At 45.7% G+C, this 20,693-nt stretch carries 2 protein-coding genes, 1 tRNA gene and 1 pseudogene; 3 read left to right on the top strand and 1 reads right to left on the bottom strand.

The annotated features are described in order from the left end of the window. Positions 1 to 83: 83 nt before the first annotated feature. Positions 84 to 9,650, top strand: a complete 9,567-nt coding sequence (locus K9E37_RS02410; protein ID WP_248893518.1) for a type I polyketide synthase — start codon at positions 84 to 86, stop codon at positions 9,648 to 9,650. Between the two features lie 490 nt (positions 9,651 to 10,140). On the opposite strand, the pseudogene K9E37_RS02405 reads toward K9E37_RS02410, so the two are convergent. Then, a pseudogene (locus K9E37_RS02405) lies at positions 10,141 to 19,304 on the bottom strand (Rib/alpha-like domain-containing protein). Between the two features lie 572 nt (positions 19,305 to 19,876). Here K9E37_RS02405 and K9E37_RS02400 point away from each other — a divergent pair. Further along, positions 19,877 to 20,359, top strand: a complete 483-nt coding sequence (locus K9E37_RS02400; protein ID WP_076003061.1) for a holo-ACP synthase — start codon at positions 19,877 to 19,879, stop codon at positions 20,357 to 20,359. A gap of 120 nt (positions 20,360 to 20,479) precedes the next feature. Further along, positions 20,480 to 20,553: transfer RNA gene (locus tag K9E37_RS02395), tRNA-Gly, on the top strand. Positions 20,554 to 20,693 lie beyond the last annotated feature (140 nt).

Below are 20,693 nucleotides of genomic sequence, written 5' to 3'. Positions count from 1 at the left end.
ACTATAGAACTTACAAAACTTATAAACCTTACAAAACTTACAGAATTTATAAAACTTATCCAAATCAACGAGAAGGAAACATCATGACAACATACTTTTTCGACCAACTCGCTAATAATCCGCACGCACTCGTGTTTGCAGGTCAGTCAACTCCGTGGGTTGAAGCTTTGCGCGAGCTTGGTTCAGACGAAGAATTAAACGCAGAACTTCACGAGTACGAAGTAGGCGCAAAAGCTTTGCTATCGCCAATTTATTCTGAGCTTTTAGCAAATGCAGGCGGCGACATAAACGTGTTTGACGCGCTAGAAAATAAGCATATTAACGCTGCAAACGCGCTTCTTAGTGTGCCTGGAATTACGCTTGCACAGTTCGGTGCAGTGCGCGACTTAACAAATCTTGGATACAACTTTGAAGTAAACAAGCCGTGCGCAGTTTTGGGTCATTCTCAAGGCGTAATCGCAGCAGAAATGGTAAAAGCTCGCATAAAAGCAAAGTCTTGGCAAAAAGCTCGCGCGCAAATCGAAGAATTACTTGCAATTGCCTACTTAATTGGAGCTGCAGGAGATCGTGAATCTCGAATGCTTGAAATTACTGGTGACGGCGAGCACACGCCAATGCTGTCACTTAAAGGAGTTACTAAAAAGCAGGCAGAAGCGTTAATTTCACGCGTAGAGCGCACGCGCGGTGAAGTGTCAATTGCTGTTAAAAACGCTTACAATCACGTGGTTATTGCAGGATACCCGGAAGATATGGAAGCTGTTGCAAACGAAGCGCAAAAAGAAACAAAGCGTTCGAAAAAATTGCGCGAAATGAAAGTTCGCGGTGGAGCTGTATTTGCGCCAGTTGCTGAATATTTGGATGTTACAGTGCCATTCCATTCGCCAATGCTTCAATCTGCAGTTGAGCAGGTAGTAGAGTGGGCTAGTGAGGCTGGTTTGAACACTACAGTTGCGCGCGAATTGGCTGATGCTGTGCTTGTAACTCCTGTTGATTGGGCTGCGCAAATTGGCGAAGTTTTGGAGCAGAACGACGCGCGCTCGCTTTGGATTTTAGACATGGGTCCTAGCGAGGTGCTCGGAAAGCTTACTGGAGTGCTTGTGCAAGGAACCGGCGCTGGAATCGTAGAGGCTGCTACATTGCGCTCTCGCGCTGAGCTTTCAACAGCTGACTCAGCTTCTGAACCAGAGCGTACAGGCTGCTGGGCTGATTTTGCGCCTCGAGTAATCAACACGCCTGCAGGACGCAAAGTGCTTACCAAATTTAGCAAGCTTACAGGCAAAGCTCCTGTGCTTCTTGCAGGAATGACACCAACGACAGTAGAGCCGGAAATCGTTGCTGCAGCAGCAAATGCGGGCTACTGGGCTGAGCTTGCTGGCGGTGGTCAAGTAACTGCAGAAGTTTTCGATCGTCATATGAAGTCGCTTGAAAATCAGCTTCGCGAAGGCGCAACTATTGAATTTAACGCCATGTTTATGGATCGCTACCTGTGGAATTTGCAATTTGGTTCGAAGCGAATCGTGCCAAAAAAGAGGCAGTCGGGAGCTCCTATTGATGGTGTAGTTATTTCTGCAGGCATTCCAGAACTTGACGAAGCCAAGGAATTAGTAGCATCTTTGCAAGCTGATGGATTCCCTTACGTAACGTTTAAGCCTGGAACAGTTGACCAAATTCGTCAAGTTGTGCGAATTGCTAAGGCTGTTGCTCCAGCCACGATTATTGTACAGGTTGAGGGCGGTGCTGCAGGTGGTCACCATTCGTGGGAATCTCTTGACGATTTGCTTATGACAACTTACGCGCAAGTGCGCGAGTGCGAAAATTTGGTGCTTGTTGCAGGCGGTGGTATTGGCACTCCTGAGCGTGCTGCAGACTACATTTCTGGCGAATGGGCGAATGAATACGGTTTGCCAAATATGCCAGTTGATGCTGTAATGATTGGCACAGCTGCAATGACAGCTAAGGAAGCACATACAAGTCCTGAAGTAAAGCGTATGCTTGTGGAAACTCCGGGTATTGCGATGCCGAAATCTTCTAGCATTGAAGGTTTTGATGAGGATCCGTTCGCACCTTTGGGTGAGCGTTGGGTGCCTTCTGGCAAAGTGATTGGCGGTGTGACGAGTGGTTTAAGCCATTTGCACGCAGATATTTACGAGTTAGAAAACGCTTCTGCTCGCTGCGGTCGATTGCTCGTTCATATGATGAAACATCCTGAAGAGCTTGAAGTGCGTCGCGATGAAGTAATCGAAGCACTTAACTCTACTGCAAAACCATATTTTGGTGACGTAGAAAGCATGACTTACGCACAATTTGCTCAACGTTTCCTAGATTTGGCATACCCTTGGGTGGATCCGACTTACGTAGATCGCTACATGCATTTGTTGCAGCGTATTGAAGCGCGTTTAATTAATCAAGATTCAGGCGAATTTACTTCTATTCTGCCTTCTATCGAAGAAGTTTCTAAGCACCCTCAAGCTGCTTTATATACGCTGATTGACGCGTTGCCTCAAGCTCGCGAGATGAACGTTGTGCCAATGGATGCCGCTTGGTTCCCAACTTTGGTGCGCGAATATCCTAAGCCAATGCCATTCGTGCCAGTTATTGACAACGATTTGTTGCGTTGGTGGGGTCAAGATCAGCTTTGGCAGTCGGAAGATTCGCGTTACTCAGCAGACGCTGTGCGCGTAATTCCAGGACCGATTTCCGTGGCTGGAATTACGACTATGGATGAGCCGATTGCCGATATTCTGGGACGTTTTGAAGCAGCTATGCTCAATCGTGCAGAATTTGGCTCGGAAACTGGAGTAGAAGCAGAAAATAAGGAAAATGCTGCAAGCAAGTCTTCAAAATCTGCTTTTAGTCAGATTGCTGATGCTAAAAACGTTGAAGCTTACGTGCGCGCATGCCCGAATATTTCTTGGGTTGGTCATGTAACTGCAAACCCTGCTTACGGAACGTCTTTAGGAGACGAAAATTACGTAATTACAGTAACTTCTAGTAATAATGACGTAATTTCGCTTGATTTAGATATTAAGCTAGATACATTCTGGGATAATCAAGAAAATCAGGAAGCAAAACACTCTACAAAAAACGCTGCAAACTCGCCAAAACGCAAGCACGCGGTACGAGATATTGTAATTCCGCTAACTGTTGATGCAAGTCAAGCTGGAAGCATACCAGTAGTTGACCGCGAACGTTTGCCAAAGCACGTGTACGAAATGCTTGCAGCAACCGCAGGTATTGGAAATACTGCGATTACTGGCGATGTGCTTGATGCTATGCCTAAGGTTGAAACAGTAAAAGAAGATGGCAGTTTGGCAAAATTGCCGGAAGATTTGCTTGCAGAAGGTTATAGAGATTTCCCGTTTGGATTGGTTCATTCTTCCTATACTTTCTCAAGAAATCTTGGAATTGACCACGAGTCTGCTACTGCTGGAAGACTTCCAGATGGATTGCTTGCTTCTCGCATTGTGCCAGACGCGTTAGTAGGTCCTGCTTGGCCAACTATTTACTCAGCTTTGGGTTCCGTAATGGTTGATGGCTACCCGATTATTGAGGGTCTGCTTAACGCTGTTCACCTAGATCATTTAGTAGAGCTTGACGTCGATGCTGAAGCCTTTAAAAAGTATGTCGACAAGCGAATTAATTTACTAGGCTGGGCTGAGCCGTATGCAGAATCCGCTTCTGGACGCGTGGTAACTATTCACGTAGTGCATACTGCAGCTGACGGCACGCGACTTGCTCACGAAACTGAGCGTTTTGCTATTCGTGGACGAAGCTTCAGCAATGCGCTTCCTGCTCCAGCTGCGCAATATGGCGAAGCTGCAGGATTGCACGGATACGAAATTGAAGACACGCCTCGCAGAGCTTTGCGCAGAGTAGTAGTTCGCGCTCCTCACGATATGACCGCTTTTGCGCGTACTTCTGGAGATTTCAACCCAATTCACACTTCTAAGCGAGGTGCTGCAATTTCCGGTCTTTCTGCTCCTTTGGTACACGGTATGTGGCTTTCTGCAACAGCTCAACATGTGGCTCAAGCAGTTGATGAAAAAGGTGCTCGCTACGAGCTCATTGGCTGGTCATACAACATGTACGGCATGGTTCAACTTGATGACGAAGTAGAAATCACAGTTGAGCGCGTTGGAAAAGTTCGTCGCGGCGGACTTGCTTTGGAAGTTACGTGCAGAGTTGATGGGCAAATCGTGTCTAAAGCAAGCGCGCTTACTCGCGCTCCACGTGCAGCATTCGTATACCCAGGTCAGGGTATCCAAAAACAAGGAATGTCGCTGGATGAGCGCGCAAAGTCGCCTGCTGTGCGCGATACTTGGGAGCGAGCAGACAAGCTTACTCGCGAAAAGCTTGGATTCTCAATCCTCGCAGTCGTGCGCGATAATCCAAAGGAGCTTACTGCTCACGGCGTAACTTATCACCATCCTGAAGGATTGCTTAATTTAACACAATTTACGCAAGTTGCGCTCGCAACAGTTGCCTTTGCGCAAACCGCGCGTTTGCGTGAAGCAGGATGCGATATTTGGCCTGCTTACTTTGCAGGACACTCGCTTGGAGAATACAATGCTTTGAGCTCCTTCGCGCAAATTATTCCACTCGAAACTGTGCTTGAATTGGTGTTCCACCGCGGATCTACAATGCATCACTTGATTGAACGCGATGCGCAAGGTCGCTCGAACTACCGCATGGGTGCGCTTCGACCAAACCAGTTTGGAGTGTCAGACGAAGGTGTGAACGCTTACGTTAATGGCATTTCCAAGGCTACTGGCGAATTCTTGCAAATTGTAAACTACAACTTGGCAGGTCAGCAGTACGCAATTGCTGGAACTATTAAAGGCTTGAAGGCATTGGCTGCAGACGCTTCTAAGCGCGCTAAGGAGTATGGTGGTAAGCCTCCATTCATGTTTGTTCCAGGAATTGACGTGCCGTTCCACTCTCGAATTCTTCGAAAGGGTGTGCCGGAATTCCGCGACAAGCTCGATTCGCTGCTGCCGAAGCATATTGATTACTCTGTGCTTGTAGACCGTTACATTCCAAACCTCGTGGCTTGCCCGTTTGAGCTTACGCGAGAATTTGCACAAAAGATTTTGGATGTTGTGCCATCTGAGCGCATTGAAGCAGCTTTGGAAGATGAAACTACGTGGAAATCTTATGCAGAGGATGAGCAGAAGCTCGGTAGATTGCTTCTTACGGAGCTTCTTTCATGGCAGTTCGCTTCTCCAGTTCGTTGGATTGAAACGCAGGCTCTTATGTTTGCCGATCGCGCTCGCGGCGGTCTTGGCGTTGAAGAGTACGTTGAAGTTGGTTTAGGAAACGCGCCAACTTTGGCAAATCTTGGCGCTAAAACTCTTGCTTTGCCGGAGTTTAGTGGCGAAAAAGTGACTGTTTACAACGTTGGTCGTGACGAAGGTCGCGTTTATATGACTGACACGGATTCGCTTGTGCCTGAAGTGTTTACTGAGGAAGATAGTCAAGAAGTAAGTAGCACTGCTGATGCAGCTGCTGCTCCTGCAGCTCCTGCCGCAAATGTTGTCTCTGCTGCTCCTGCGGCTGCTCCTTCTGCTCAAGTTGCTAACGCAGCAGCAAGCGGACCTGTAGCAGACTTGCCGTTCAAAGCATCCGACGCAATCTCAATGCTGATTGCGTATAGTGCAAAAATCCGTCTTGACCAAATCGGCGACACTGACACAACTGATACGCTTACAAACGGCGTATCTTCGCGCAGAAATCAGCTTCTTATGGATATTAGTTCCGAGCTTGGCGTGGCTAGCGTGGACGGTGCTGCAGAAGCTCCAATGAGTGCGCTTAAAAAGTTAGTTGATTCGGTTGCTCCACGCTACAAGGCTTTTGGTGCAGTGCTTTCCGATATTGTGCGCGAACGTTTGCGTGCACTTTTCGGTGCAGCCGGTGTGAAACCAGCGCAAATTGACAAGCGTATTTCGGAAGTCTGGCAGCTTGGCGAAGGCTGGCGTGCGCACGTGCTTGCGGCTTTGGTTTTGCAAACGCGTGAAGGTGCTAGCGTGCGCGGTGAAAATCTTGCGCAACTTTCAACTGATCCTGCAAAGAATACTGCTGCAGCTGACGCTTTAATCGACGCAGCAATTCAGCAAGTTGCACAAGCTCACGGCGTTAGCGTTTCTCAGCCTGGTGCTGCTGGCGCAGCCGGTGGTGCTGTTGTTGATTCTGCAGCTCTTGACGCTTTTGCGCAGCAAGTTGTTGGCGCAGACGGCGTACTTGCTGCAACTGCTAAGTTTGTGCTAGCAAAGCTTGGTGTTGAAGCTCCTAAAGCAGAAACTGAAAGTGACGAAAATGCTGCTGTTGTAGCTGCTGTTGAAGCAGAATTAGGTGCGGATTGGCCAAAGCAAGTGGCTCCTCGATTTGATGAGCGAAAAGCGATTCTTTTCGACGACCGCTGGGCTTCGGCTCGCGAAGACGTTGCTCGCTTGTACTACAAGTATGCCGGAAAGAATGTTGATATTCAGGTAAATGAAGTTTCTGAAATCTTAAATGATTTTGGTAGTTTCCTCGGTGCCGGGGAAGCAGTAGCTTCGGAAGCTGAGTGGTTTGCAAGTCTTTCTAAATCTCGCGAATTAAACAATCTTGCAACAATATTTAATGGTATTGCTCGCGATTCTCGCACTAAACTTGCACAAAACAACGCCGATACTGCTCAAGCAACTCGTTTTGCAGGAGAAGTTGCAGTAGTTACAGGCGTTGCTCCTAACTCGATTGCTGCTCGCGTAGTAACGGGTTTGCTTAAGGGTGGAGCTACGGTTATTGCAACTTCGCACAGTTTCAAGCCGAGCGTTAAGTCTTGGGCGAAGAAAGCGTATCGCGAAAACGCTCAAATGGGCGCAAAGTTGTGGCTTGTGCCAGCAAACTTGTCTAGTTATCGCGATGTCGATGCGCTTGTAAAGTGGGTTGGCACGGTTTCAAAGAAAGTAAGTGGCGCAACTACTACTATTTTGAAGCCTGCTTATGAGCCGAGCATGTTCTTCCCGTTTGCAGCTCCTCCAGTTCACGGTACTTTGTCTGATTCTGGTTCGCTTTTTGAATCGCAATCGCGCTTAATGCTGTGGGGAGTGGAGCGTGCAATCGCTGGATTTGCGCAGATTGGAGCAGATACAGATGTACAACATCGTATGCACGTTGTGTTACCTGGCTCTCCAAACCGCGGTATGTTCGGCGGCGACGGTGCTTACGGCGAAGTCAAGAGTGCTTTCGACGCGATTGTGAACCGTGCGCATGCGGAAAGCGTGTGGTCGGATCGCGTGACTTTCGCGCATCCTAAGATTGGATGGGTGCGTGGAACCGGCTTAATGGGCGGAAATGATCCGCTTGTGGCTGTAGTTGAGCGTCACGGATTAACTACCTACTCTACGCAAGAAATGGCAGATCGTTTGCTCGATTTGTGCACGAAGGAAGCGCGAGAGCAGGCAGCAATTGCGCCTTTGGATGTTGATTTTACGGGCGGATTAGGCAAGGAGCCTCTTGATTTGAACGCGCTTCGTGCAGAAGCGTTGGAAGATCAGAAGCGTGCTGAAGTTGCGGAAGAAGCGGTGGAAGCTGTAGAAGAAGCTGCAGAATCTTCTGCTAAATCAACCAACAAAGCACTTCCAACTCCTTACGTGCCAACTCAGCCGCGAGTCAACTTGGCTGATTGGAAGAACGTAACAGCGCGTCCAGAAGACGAAATTGTGATCGTCTCCGTTGGCGAGCTTGGACCATGGGGTTCCGGACGTACTCGTTTCGAAGCAGAACTTGGAATTCGCGAAGACGGTTCCGTGGAGCTTTCTGCAGGAGCAGTACTGGAATTGGCTTGGAATATGGGCTTGCTTACTTGGCAGGATTCGCCAAAGCCAGGCTGGTATGATGCGGACGGCACGCTTGTTCCAGAAGAAGATATTGCAGAGAAATATCGCGATGAAGTAGTAGCACGTTCCGGTATTCGACCATTCGAAACCGGTATGGGCGGCGATTACAAGGATGGAGCAAACGAAGAAGAAGCAGAAATCTTCCTCGATCACGACGTGAGTTTCAGCGTTCCAACAGAAACAATTGCGCGCGAATACGTGGCACTTGACGAATCGCATACTGAGATTGCTCGCGATGCAGAATCTGGCGAATGGACTGTTACGCGCAAGGCAGGTTCTATGATTCGCGTGCCGCGTAGGGCTGCAATGACCAGAACCGTCGGTGGACAATTCCCTAAGGGCTTCGATCCGCTGAAGTGGGGTATTCCAGCTTCAATGGTTGGAAGTGTTGACACGATTGCGCTGTGGAATATTGTCACAACTGTAGACGCTTATATTTCTGCTGGTTTCACGCCTTCGGAGATTTTGCAATCTGTGCATCCGTCAATGGTTGCTTCCACGCAAGGAACCGGTTTCGGCGGCATGAGTTCAATGCGAAAACTGTATTTGGATCGCTTCCTTAACCACGAAATTCCTACGGACGTATTGCAAGAGGCGCTTCCAAACGTTGTTGCAGCTCACGTAATGCAAACCTATATCGGCGGCTACGGAAATATGGTTCAGCCGGTGTCGGCATGCGCAACTGCGGCGGTTTCGCTCGAAGAAGGCGTCGACAAGATTGCTCTCGGCAAAGCTGATTTCGTAGTAACTGGCGCAATTGACGATATCGGCGTGGAATCCGTAGTTGGCTTCGGCAATATGAACGCAACTGCCAATAGCGAAGAAATGTATGCGAAGGGCATCAATCCACGATTCTTCTCTCGCGCAAACGATCGCAGACGTGGAGGCTTCCTTGAAGCACAAGGCGGCGGTACGATTTTGGTTACGCGCGGCGATATTGCTTTGAAGCTTGGCTTGCCTGTTGCTGGTGTGGTTGGTTTCATTCACTCCTACGCTGATGGCATTCACACTTCTATTCCTGCTCCGGGCTTGGGTGCTTTGGCTGCGGGCATGGGTGGAGCTAAGTCTAAGCTCGTGCGTGATTTGGCAGCTCTCGGCGTTACTCCGGACGATATTGCTGTGGTTTCTAAGCATGATACGTCTACGAATGCAAACGATCCGAACGAATCTGAGCTGCACAATACTCTTGCGCACGCAATCGGACGCACGGACGGAAATCCGCTGTTCGTAATCAGCCAAAAGACGCTGACTGGACATGCAAAGGGCGGCGCGTGCATCTTCCAAATCAACGGTTTGACTCAACTGTTTAGAAGTGGCGTAATCCCTGGAAACGCATCACTTGACTGCGTGGATCCTAAGCTTGCGCGCGACGACCACATGGTTTGGTTGCGTGAGTCGATGCGCATTGGCGATGGTGCAGGTTCTTGTGCAGTGAAGGCTGCTCTCGCAACTTCGCTCGGCTTCGGTCATGTTAGCGGATTTGTGGCATTGGTTCATCCTGGTGCTTTTGAGGCTGCTGTAGCTGCTAGCGCAGGTGTTAATGTGCTTAAGAATTGGCGTACCAAGGCGAATGCGCGTTTGGCTGCGGGTCAGAGGCGATTTGAGGAAGGCATGATGGGTCGATCTGTACTGTTCGAGCCTGTTGAGAATCGTCACTTGCTGAAGGATGGCACGCGCCTTCCGGATGGCACTCGCTACGATGGTCACGAAGCAGAAAAGGCGATGTTACTTAATCCTGAAGCTCGCCTTAATGCGAACGGATACTACTGCTGAGTCGCTGCTTTAGCTGCTAATGTATCGATGCTTAATTGCGGATGTATTGACGCATTGAAATAAGTGCGAAACCAGAGCGGAAACATTTGCTGTGAATATTCCCGGCATTTGTTTTCGCTCTGGCTTTATTTGACCACATTTGCAGGAAAAATGTAAGGCGATTGGAGTTGCGTTAACAATCACGTAAGTAGCTCTGTAGTTCAGTATGCCATATTTAGTACGTGTAGCATTGCGTATGTCGCCTGATATTACTTAATGTCAAGTACGCTGTCATTATCGCAGTGGTGTGCTATCTCGCTACCAGTACCCAGATCATTTAATGGCATCTATGTATCGCACCTATACCTCTATGGCCTATAGCTCTACAGATTTACTACAGATATAACAATGCTCCGTGGTTGAAGGGTTGTCGTAAATTTCGCGAACCCTTTTATCACGGAGCATATGTATATTATTTATTCAATTTTAATATTTGTTGCAACACCAACGTTTAGTCGCGCTTCTTCCTGCGAATAATGACTGCGAGTGCAGCACCTATTGCGGCTGCGAGTGCAGCAACAGCACCTGCTGCAGCAATTGCAGAGCCTGTGTTGGTTAACTTTGATTGCGCAACCTGGCCGGAGGAGTGACGTGCAGGAGACTTAGGAGCTTGTAACTGAGTGTTATTGCTCTTATTCCTGTTGTTTTCACTGTTGCCAGTGTGTTCATCAGAATCATGAGAACCAGATTCATGTTCTGGGGTTGGAGCAGGGGTCGGTGCAGGTGTTGGTTCTGGTTTCTTGGTTGGGTTGTTTCCGACTTTACCGTTTGCCGTGTTGGATGGTTGACCATTCTTCTTGGCTTGCGCGGTAATCGTACTACCATCCTTGATTTGGGTTGCAGGGATGGTGACTTTACCAGTCTTAGGATCAACAGTCACGCCGGTTGGAGTGTTACCGTCAATAGTCCAGTTACCATTCTTATCTTTCTTCACGGTAATTGTTACAGGAGTCGTTGTATCGCCTTCTGGAGTATACGTGATTTCGAGAGTATCAGCGTCTGCTGGTGGGGTAACAGTTGCGGAACCTTGCTCAACACCATCTTGTGGCGTGAGTATAGTCGGCTCACCCGCAGGCGTTGGCGTTGGTTCTGGTGCAGGCTTCTCCTTTTCGCCAACTTTAGCAGTTACCACTTCTGACTTGCTCTTGCCAGTCTTATCGCTACTGTCTTCTGATTGCGCAGTAATAGTGCTACCGTGCTTAATCTTGTTTGCTGGAATCGTAACAACGCCAGTTTGCGGATTAACGGTTACGCCTTCTGGAGCGTCTCCGTCAATCTTCCACTCATGCTTGTCGCCTTCAGCAACAACAGTAATCGTTGCGGTTGTTTCACTGCCTTCTGGAGTGTAAGTAACTACAACCTTGTTCACGCGCGTATCCGTGAGATCAGGCGTCACGCTAGCACCACCCTCGGCTGGAGTGTCAATCTTTGGCTTAGTTATATTTCCGTTGACAGTAATATTTACGCTATCGCCTGTCTTTGCACCATCACCCTTACCGTTGGTTGGTGTGAGGGTGACGATGGCACCAGGCTTTTGCTTGTCGATAGTAATAGTGAAGTTGCCATCTTTATCTGCGGTACCAGTTCCGATTTGATTGCCATTGTTATCGGTAACAGTTACTGTTGCGCCCGGAAGAGTCTTTCCAGTGATGATTTGTTTAGTAGAATCATCTGGATTGTCTTTTAGCGTTTGCTCACTAATCTGTGGAGTCTTAAAGCCAGTTACAGCAGTAGCGGGATCAGATGGTTTGTCCGTCTTGTTCTTAGATACTGCAGTAATAGTGCTGCCGTCTTCCAAATTCTTTGTTGGAATAGTAACAACGCCAGTATCTGGATTAACGGTTACGCCTTCTGGAGCGTCTCCGTCAATCTTCCACTTACCATTGTTATCCTTCTTAGCAATAATTGTGCGAACTGGCTGTTCTGGACCATTGATTGAATTTGGCTTAGCATTGATTTCAATTTTCACAACCGTTGTGTCATCAGTTGGCGGAGTTACAGTTACGTTTCCGTCGTTCTTCTGGTTGTCGGTTGGTACCGTAATCGTTGGCTTTTGTGGCTTAGCTGTGACGATTACAGTAGTTGCGTCACCATCAACTCCACCCTTGCTTGGAACAAGCTTGAGTGTTGTGCCAGGGGTCTGATGAGGAACATCAACGGTAAAGCTGCCATCTTCATCTACAGTGACAGTTATTTCTTTATCGCCATCCTTCAATGCGGTGCCATTACTGTTTTGAACCTTGATAGTGGCTCCAGGAGTTCCCTTACCAGTAATAGTTGTCTTATCAGACTTATCTGGTGTGTTTTCTGCTTTGCTACCATTAATAAATGGCTTGTTTTGTGCCACAACGTTTACTGTTACTGGTACATTCACAGGTGCGATACCTGGAATATTTACAACAACAGTGCCAGTTTGCTCACCAGTGTTAGAGGTTGATGGTGTACCGTTTATGTCGGTTGACCACTTGAATGTGGTTCCGGTAGGTAACTCACCATTATTGGCAATCATGTCTTTTGGATCCGGCAAATTGCCATTTTGTGGCACGCTTACCTTCTTGCCAACTGGATTTGGCACAACGAGCACGTTGACTGGAATGTCAATATCTGGCTCGCCTGGCACCTTAACGGTCACAACGCCTGGTTGGTTGCCAGTCTTTGAGGTATCAGGCTTCTTCTTCCAAGAAATACTAGCATCCTTAGGTAGATCCTTATGATTCTTAATAACATCCTCTGGCTTAGGGGTAGTGTCAGTTGTGTCACCATTCTTCTTTTGCAACACAGTTACGTCGTTTGCAACAGGTGCTGGTGTCACAGTAATTGTTACTGGCACTTCTTGAGGTGCTTGCCCTGGAATCTTGACAATCACTGTTCCACTAGCAGTGCCTGGCTTGTCGGTCTTTGGAGCAGCATCTTTCTTCCACTCGAATGTGGTTCCCTTAGGGAGTTTGTTGTTGTTATCAATGCTGTTCTTAGGATCAGGATTGCTGTTCTGTGGGACGGTGGTTTCCTTCGCGATAGGCACAGGGTTTACGTTCACTGTTACAGGAACATCAATCGTATAACCAGACTTGCCATTTACGCCTGGAATGGTGACTTTTACTTTACCGCCTGTCTTTTCTCCAACGGTATCTGTAGTTGGTTTGTCACTGTCTTCCCACTCGAACGTAGTGCCATTAGGGAACTTATTCTTATCGGTAGAATCCTTAATAACATCCTTAGCTTCTGGCAGTGTGCCATTTAGTGGAACGTTCACAACATTCGCTTCTGGCTTTGGCAAAACGTTCACTGTTACAGGCACTTCTACAGGGGATTGACCTGGGAGGGTAACAATAATCTTGCCATTCTTTGCGCCAGGATTGTTAGTATCTGGTTTATCTTCAGGTTTCCACTCGAACTTAGTGCCCTCAGGGAACTTACTCTTATCGCTAGAATCCTTAATAACATCCTTAGCTTCTGGCAAATCCTTGCCCTGCGGCACGTTGACTTCAGATGCACTTGGGTCAACAACGTTAACCTCTACTGACACTTCTTGAGGAGTATCAGATCCAGGAATAGTAATCTTTACTTTGCCTTTTACGCTGTTACCTTCCTTAGATGTGTCTGGTTTTCCGTTGTTATCCCACTCGAACTTAGTGCCATTAGGGAACTTATCCTTATTGACAATGCTGTCCTCTGGCTTAGGCTCCACGCCCTTTGGCACAGTCACAACTTTAGCTGTAGCAGTTGGAGCCTTGATAGTTACAGGTACGTTAATAACAGTTGTTGATCCATCCGGATACGTAACTGTTACAGGCACTTCAAACTTGCCAGCCTTATCTCCATTAGGGATCTTAGACTTATCTCCCTCAGCAATAGAGTAAGTTGGCTTATTTGTTTCGTTCGTTGGCCAGGTAGGAACACTTACTTTGCCGATAATTTCGTCGTCCGAAGGCTTTTGACCATTATCTTTTTCAAGATTATCTGCCTTAGGTGGGTAAAGTTCAGACTGCTTATTGCTAATAGTTACTGGCACGTCAACAGTGTCAGTTGTGCCATCTGGGTAGGTGACTTTAACCTTAACAGTAGAGTTTCCAGGAGTCTTACCATCTGGAAGCTTTGTGTCAGGATTGTTCAACTCAATCTTTAGCTTACTCTTGTCTGCTTCTGGCCAATTAGGAACAGTTACATTGCCTGTTACATCATCAGATGTAACCTGCTTGCCAAACGGCTTAACAACAGGCTTTGCTTTTGGCTCGAAAGTATCCGACTGCTTGTTCTTAATAGTCACATCAACAGTAACTTCATCAGTTGTGTTATCTGGGTATGTGACTTTAACCTTAACATGATAGGTGCCAGGGGTATTGCCGTCTGGAATATCCTTATCGTCGCTTGTAATGGCGACTGTTGGCTTATCGCCTTCCTTCTTTGGCTTAAAATCAGGAACAGTTACAGCCTTCTTAACAGCTTCCTTGGTCTTTTCTTTACCAGTGCCATACGGCTCTTCCACAGGGTCAACTGCAGGAGTGTTTGCAGTGGCATCGGTATCTGTAACTACTACAGGTACTTGCACAACAGTGCTGGAACCATCTGGATATGTGACCTTAACAGGTACGTTAGTTGTGCCAGTCTTGTCTGTAGTTGGCAGAGGATTGTTTGGATTTACAAGCTCTACTTTTGTTTCCTTTGGAGCAGTCTTGTCCTTAACTGTAGAAGTCTTTACAGCCTTCTTGATTTCATCAGCATCAGGAGCTTTCTCATTACGCTTCTTGCTGATAGCTTCTGCGCTTGGCTTGTAGGTCTCGTTATCTGGATTGCCAACTGTTACAGGAACTTCCACGTGATCCTCAGAACCGTCAGGATACTTAACGGTAACCTTAACGTTTACGGTTCCAGGAGTCTTAGTGTCGATAGAGGTTTGACCTTTATCAATAGCAATTGTTGTACCGTCTGTTGGAGGTTTGTTGTTATCGTCAAACTTGACTTTACCTTTGATTTCTTCATCAGAAGGAGCCTTGCCATTATAACCAACGCTGATTCCATCAGGCTTATTTGGTTCATACTTCTTATTCTGAGGCTCGCCAACCTTAACGGTTACCGTTGCGTGATCCGTTGAACCATCGCCATAGGTGATTGTTACAGGAACAGTAAAATCGCCAGATTGAGTGCCATTTGGAACAGTGTTTGCGTTGTCAATGGTCACTTTTGCGCCAGTAGGCAAAGTTGTGTCAGTGCCATTCTTCTTTAGCTTAATACCATTATTCTTTATGCTGTTTTCAATGGTTTTATTCGGCGTCTTATTGTAGTCAATGTTAATTGTTTGACCTTCTGGCTTATAAGTTTCGCTTTGTGGCTTCAGCACTTTAACAGTTACTGTTGCAACGTCACTAGAGCCATCCTTATACGTAACTTTAACTTGTACTTGTCTCTCGCCAGGCTTATCGGTGCTTGGAACGTCTTTCGTGTTGACGATTTCTACTGTTGGATCTTGCTTTGGAGAGTTGCCGTTCCACTTCAAGCCATTGCCACTGCCAAACGACTTAATTTTCTTAGTCAATTCTTCTGGCTTAGTGTTCCATGGAACTTCAACTGTTTGACCCTTTGGATCATAATCCTTAGCATCCTTATGAATCAACACAGGAACATTAACTATTGTAGTTGAATGATCCGGGTATGTAATTGTTACAGGAACAGTGTGAACACCATCATCTTGAGGAATATTTCCAACTGTGAAAGTCAAATCTTTCTTATCAATTGGGGTCTTCTTCGGGTCATCCTTCTTGGTAATAGTAATTGCGTTGGTAATTGCGTTTTGGTCAGGATTCTTTGGTGTAGCATTAGGAGCAGCATTATGCTCTTCAGCATCCGTGTATACGGAAATCTGAACCTTAAGCTTAGACTCGTTGCCAGCTTCGTCTGTAACAACAAGATCGCGAGACCACTTATTGTCTGACGAATTGGTTATCTTCGCATCTCGCTTTCCAGTGCCTTTAATATGAATAGTCGCAGGCTTTTCTGCAGAATTCCCGTTTTGATTGTCAATAGTGATTTTTCCGTCGTGGCCTGGGAATGTTGATATTGTTGCGCTACTGATCTTGCCGCTGTTATCGTAAGACTTAATTTCAATATCAAAAGGCTTATCTTTATGTACTTTAAATTGGTAGTACATTTGTTTATCGTCATGTTTCACCTGATTTGTAGCAGGTTTCTCAATAACAGGCGCGATATTGTCCTTAACGGTAACGGTTGTAGTAACGTCTTTAGTTGATCCGTCCTTAAATGTTATGCGGACTGTAGCGTTCTGCTCGCCAGGCTTATTCCAATCTGGTTCATTAGCCCAAGAGTAGGTAGCGTCGCTAGGTAGATTCTTTAGATCAGTTGCATTAATGCCGCTCTTAGGATCTGGATGCGTTGTTCCGCTACTCATGTTGTACGTAACAGGCGTGCCTGTGACTTTGCTATACTTATCTGCCTGCGTCTTAACAACAAACTTCACAGACACGTTTGTAGTGTTGCCCGAAGGATCCACCGCCGTGATAGTACGCTTATACTCGCCAGGCTCAGTGTTGAGTGGAGTAGTGCCATCAAGCATCAAAGTCTTAGGATCTTTATCTGTGCCAGTTCCAGTAGGAGTTTTTTCTGTCTCGCCTGGAGTTTTAGGCGTTAAAGTAAGAGTTGTAACGTTTCCGCTGTTGTCGGTTGCAGTAATCTTAATATCGTTCTTATCGCCGCGGTATGTAGTGATAGTGAATACTTGTGCGTGTTTTGGCCCATCAGGATATTCACCATTAATGGTGTTATATGTGCCACCTTCGCCCTTTTGCTGAATCGCAACTTTAGGACTTTCGTTATCCTTAACAGTTACCTTAACGGCAACAGTTTCAACGCGTGGATGCTTTGGATCGTTAGTAGGAATAGTTACAATAACTGTTCCATCCTTTTCCTTGCCAACAGTGGAAGTGTCTGGCTTACCATCCTTTGCCCAAGTAAACGTAGTCCCTTTTGGAAGCTTGCGACTATTGGCAATAGCTTTCTTTGCATCTTTGTCGTCTAGCTGGTGATGTAAGTCAACAGTAATATTCTTTGACTTAATGTCTTCTTTCTTCTTAACTGTTACCTTTACAGTTTTTTCTACTTTGTTACCAGCAGCATCAGTTGCGGAGAACGTAAGATTGTATGTGCCAACTTCTTCAGGCTTAAAGCCGGAGAATGTATAAGTAAGCTCTTTTTCTGTGGCAGTATCCTTCGTGTAAGCAGTTTTTGCACGCGACATGTTGGCAATAATTTTGCTGAAATCAGTTCCAGAAAATGCTGTAGTTGCTGTTGCTGTGTCAATAGACTCAATCTTTACATCATCTTTTGCAGTAAGCTGAATCTTCAAATCTTTGCCAACTTCGACTTCAACATTATCTTTATCAGTGTTAATGTTGGTGCTTTGTCGTCTTTAGTAGCATTCTTAGGGTCGCTTACTGGCGACTGAACCGACTGCTCCTTAGTTGGGTCTGCAGGATTTGTAGACGTTACGGCAGTTACATTTCCTTCAGGAATGACGCCATCAACCTTAATTGTAACTTTGCCATCAGCTCCAACGGTTCCCGTGCCGATCGTATTCTTACCGTTATCCTTAAGCGTTACAGTGCTTCCAGCTGTGCCAGGGCCTGCATTAACTTTAACTTCTTTGCCCTTTACGCCTGCAACACCAGTCAAATCAGTTTCAATTGTAGGTTTCTTAGGGCGAACTGTGAAAGTAACCTTTTCTTCCGCTGTGCTGCCGTCATTAAACGTGACTTTAGCAGTGTACTCTCTTTTTCCTGCAACAGCTGTGGAAGGCTCGCCATTAACCCACTCTGCACTCTTGATGTTATCTTTAACCTTCTTATCGGTTATACCAAGATATTCCTTAGCGTCAACCTTGTTTCCTGCTTTAGTAAGAGTGTCGCCAACATTTACTTTAACTTCGTGATCTTTCAGCTCGCTTTTGTGTTGCAATGCGAGCGGCTTTCTGACAATTACAGGAATCGTAACAATATGGTACGAATTGTCTGAATATATTACTTTTGCTGATGTGGATATTGTAGCAGTGTCTTTCCCATTAAAAGCTATATCTGGTAGTTTAGTCTCTGGGAAAGTATTGAAATCTAGTTGTCCACCGCCTTCAATATTAGAAACATGTTTCTTTAATTCTTCATTAGTTGCCTTATGTCCCCAATCAACAGTAATCGGTGTAGTGGTTGGAGCCTTGTACTTCTGGTTCAGATTTTTAAGATGTACTGTAACTTTCTTTTCTACTTTGTTTCCAGAAGCGTCGGTTGCAGAGACAGTAACCGTGTAGTCAGTATTTGCTGGCGTGTTGCCGTTCTTATATTCAAACTTAACTCTATTAACAACATGGTTGTGGTGCTTAGCTTCAGTTGCTTCCATGTCGTTACTGTTTTCAGTGACATCTCCATTACCGTTAGGAAGACCCTTAACTGAGAAGCTATTAACCTTTCCGCTGTCATCTGATGTGCCGAAAGTGATTGTAGGAATATCTCCCTGATATACGGTTATGCTGTTGTTGGAGTCGTCAATCTCCTTGCCGTTTAAATACAGCTTTGGAGGGATTTTATCGCTTTTTGTAGGTGGCACATTTTCGTCTTTTGTGCGACCAGAAATAAACGTGTATGCAGAATGAGTAGTTCTTCCATAAGAGCTGCTATTTGCCCAAGTAAAGGCATTTTTGATTTCTTCATCGGTTACACCTGGTCGAAGCTTTAACTCGCAATGCATTCGTACAGCGTAATCAACGTGAGTTGTTGTTATACCAATACCATAGTTGTAGCTGTTATAAGGTCTTTGGTTTGGTGGGAGAGCCTTTTTGATAGCGGAATCCAAAGCATCTGGGTTAACATGGAAGTTGTCTTTTATATCTTGAGCACCAGATCCGCCAGGGCGTACGCCTATAGAGTAATGATATGTTGAGTTATTGTGATCCTGACTATCTTTCAAGAAGTCTTGATTGAAAGATTTGCTTGCATCGTGTTCAAACAAGCCAATATCGTGTGAAAGATTTGCAGGTGTTTGAGGTGATTTGTTATTGCGCTTGTAGAAGTCAAAACTAAGATTGCGCATAGTGTCACCCTTGTAGCCGCCGTTGCTTAAATCGGCAATTGCATAAGGAATTTGCCACACGTATTGATGCTTTGTTGATGCGGAAACCATGGATTTGCCGTCATTGTTAAAGAACACGTCGAAAACCAAGTACTTGTTATTGCCTTCGCCTTGAACGTGTGCATACATGTCGGTTTTGTTGATGATTCTATCCCAGTCGCCAACTTTGTCGTCTCCAACGTAGCCAAATTCGCCTCTACTGTTTAAGTAACGGTAGCGCTGATACTCAAGAATGTTTGGTGTATGCAGCCAAGGAGTAGGGTCGTTCTTACGCACTTCTTCCGCAAATGCCGCAGTAGTTGGAGGAAGAAGAATATTAGAGGATGCGAGGATTGGCTGACCACCCAAGCAGGTTGCTGCAGTGAGAACTGTGGCAAGTGTGCTCAATGACACCTTGCGCATGGTTGCATACGCAGAAGATGAATCAACGTTTTTAAACGAGCTCTCAACTTGCTCGCGTGCATGCTTTTTGCGGTTGTTATTTGCCATAATAATCCGTAATCCTTTATTCTTGTGCTTCTTAATTTAGCGTTCCCTAATGTGCGTCGTATATAAACGTGTGTCTAGTTCTTCTTCAAACACTAATTCTGTGTTTGCATAAAGCAACGATAGACAATAAGTACGCTTATACACATGCTGCATAATATTATATCGTATTTTTGCTATTTTGTCGTAATTTTTTTATTGTTAAGTATTCCATAACTGTAAAATTTCCTGCCGGGGGGGGGGGTGCTCTATGTATAAAATATTGTCATAACGACGGATTATTTAAAATTATCTAAAAGTTTATCGTTTTATAGTAATTTATTCGTATATGAATTAATCACGCTTGTAGCGTTTCTTGTGCACATGCTTAAGCAATTTGTCGCGTGCGTAATTTTCTGGTGTTTGTTGCTGTTTTGTAGTTTTGGAAAACATTTGCCGGTGACTTTTTCGGCGTTTGCTACTGCAGTAAAAGCGCGTAAGTGATTGTTGATTTAAATATATTTTATACAAGATTTTATATAGTATTTTTGCGTAGAACATAAAAAAGTAGGTATGTGTGTTAAAAGTAGGTGCGTATGATTGCAGGAATAGGGCACGACTTGGTAAACGTTGCGCAGTTTGCTGAGCAGATGCAGGATGGCAATGGTTGGCGTGCGCTGTTTTCTGTGCGAGAGCTTCGACAATGTGATCTTCGTGCGCAAGTGAAGAATGATGAGAGAGCTTTACATATTGCAGCACGCTGGGCTGGCAAAGAAGCTGTGATTAAAGCGTGGTCCGAGGCGTTATGCACAATAAATAACCCTTATCCATATACTCTGGATAACATGCCGTGGGCGAGTATTGAGATTCTTAACGATTCCCATGGTTGCCCACGCATTATTCTCAGCTCAGATGTGCATTCGCAACTTGTAAAATCGTTTTTCAGTGCGTCCAGCGAGTGTGTAGATAGTAGTGAGCACATAGATAATATTCGTTGGCATATTTCGCTTAGTCATGACGGATTATTAGACGATAATTCAGCTTTTGCATCAGCTGTTGTAATGCTTGAAGTCTTATAAGAAAAGCTACATTATAAGAAAAATATGTTTTGTGCACTTGTGTCGATGTCACAAGCATCTGTATACTTGAACGAGTCGATATTTGTGCGTGAATATTTCGTGCAAATATGGTGCGTAATTGCGGACGTAGCTCAATGGTAGAGTCTCAGTCTTCCAAACTGATTACGCGGGTCCGATTCCCGTCGTCCGCTCCATTTTTTTATTTTTGCTTTACGTTTTGCAATTTTCTTTTTAATGGTTTATTTATTTCAGTTTTTTGTGAAAATCACATGTTTTGCATATTGTTTTCACATTTTCATTGAATTTATGCTTGCTATTAGGGTGCTATTGCTAT

Source organism: Gardnerella swidsinskii, from assembly GCF_023277705.1.
Taxonomy (GTDB): Bacteria; Actinomycetota; Actinomycetes; order Actinomycetales; family Bifidobacteriaceae; genus Bifidobacterium; species Bifidobacterium swidsinskii.
This window is presented reverse-complemented; position numbering and strand designations above follow the sequence as displayed.

What these genes read in the sequence shown, in the direction of transcription:
- K9E37_RS02400 (WP_076003061.1), top strand. Translation starts at nt 19,877, where the DNA reads ATGATTGCAGGAATAGGGCACGACTTGGTAAACGTTGCGCAGTTTGCT.
- K9E37_RS02410 (WP_248893518.1), top strand. Translation starts at nt 84, where the DNA reads ATGACAACATACTTTTTCGACCAACTCGCTAATAATCCGCACGCACTC.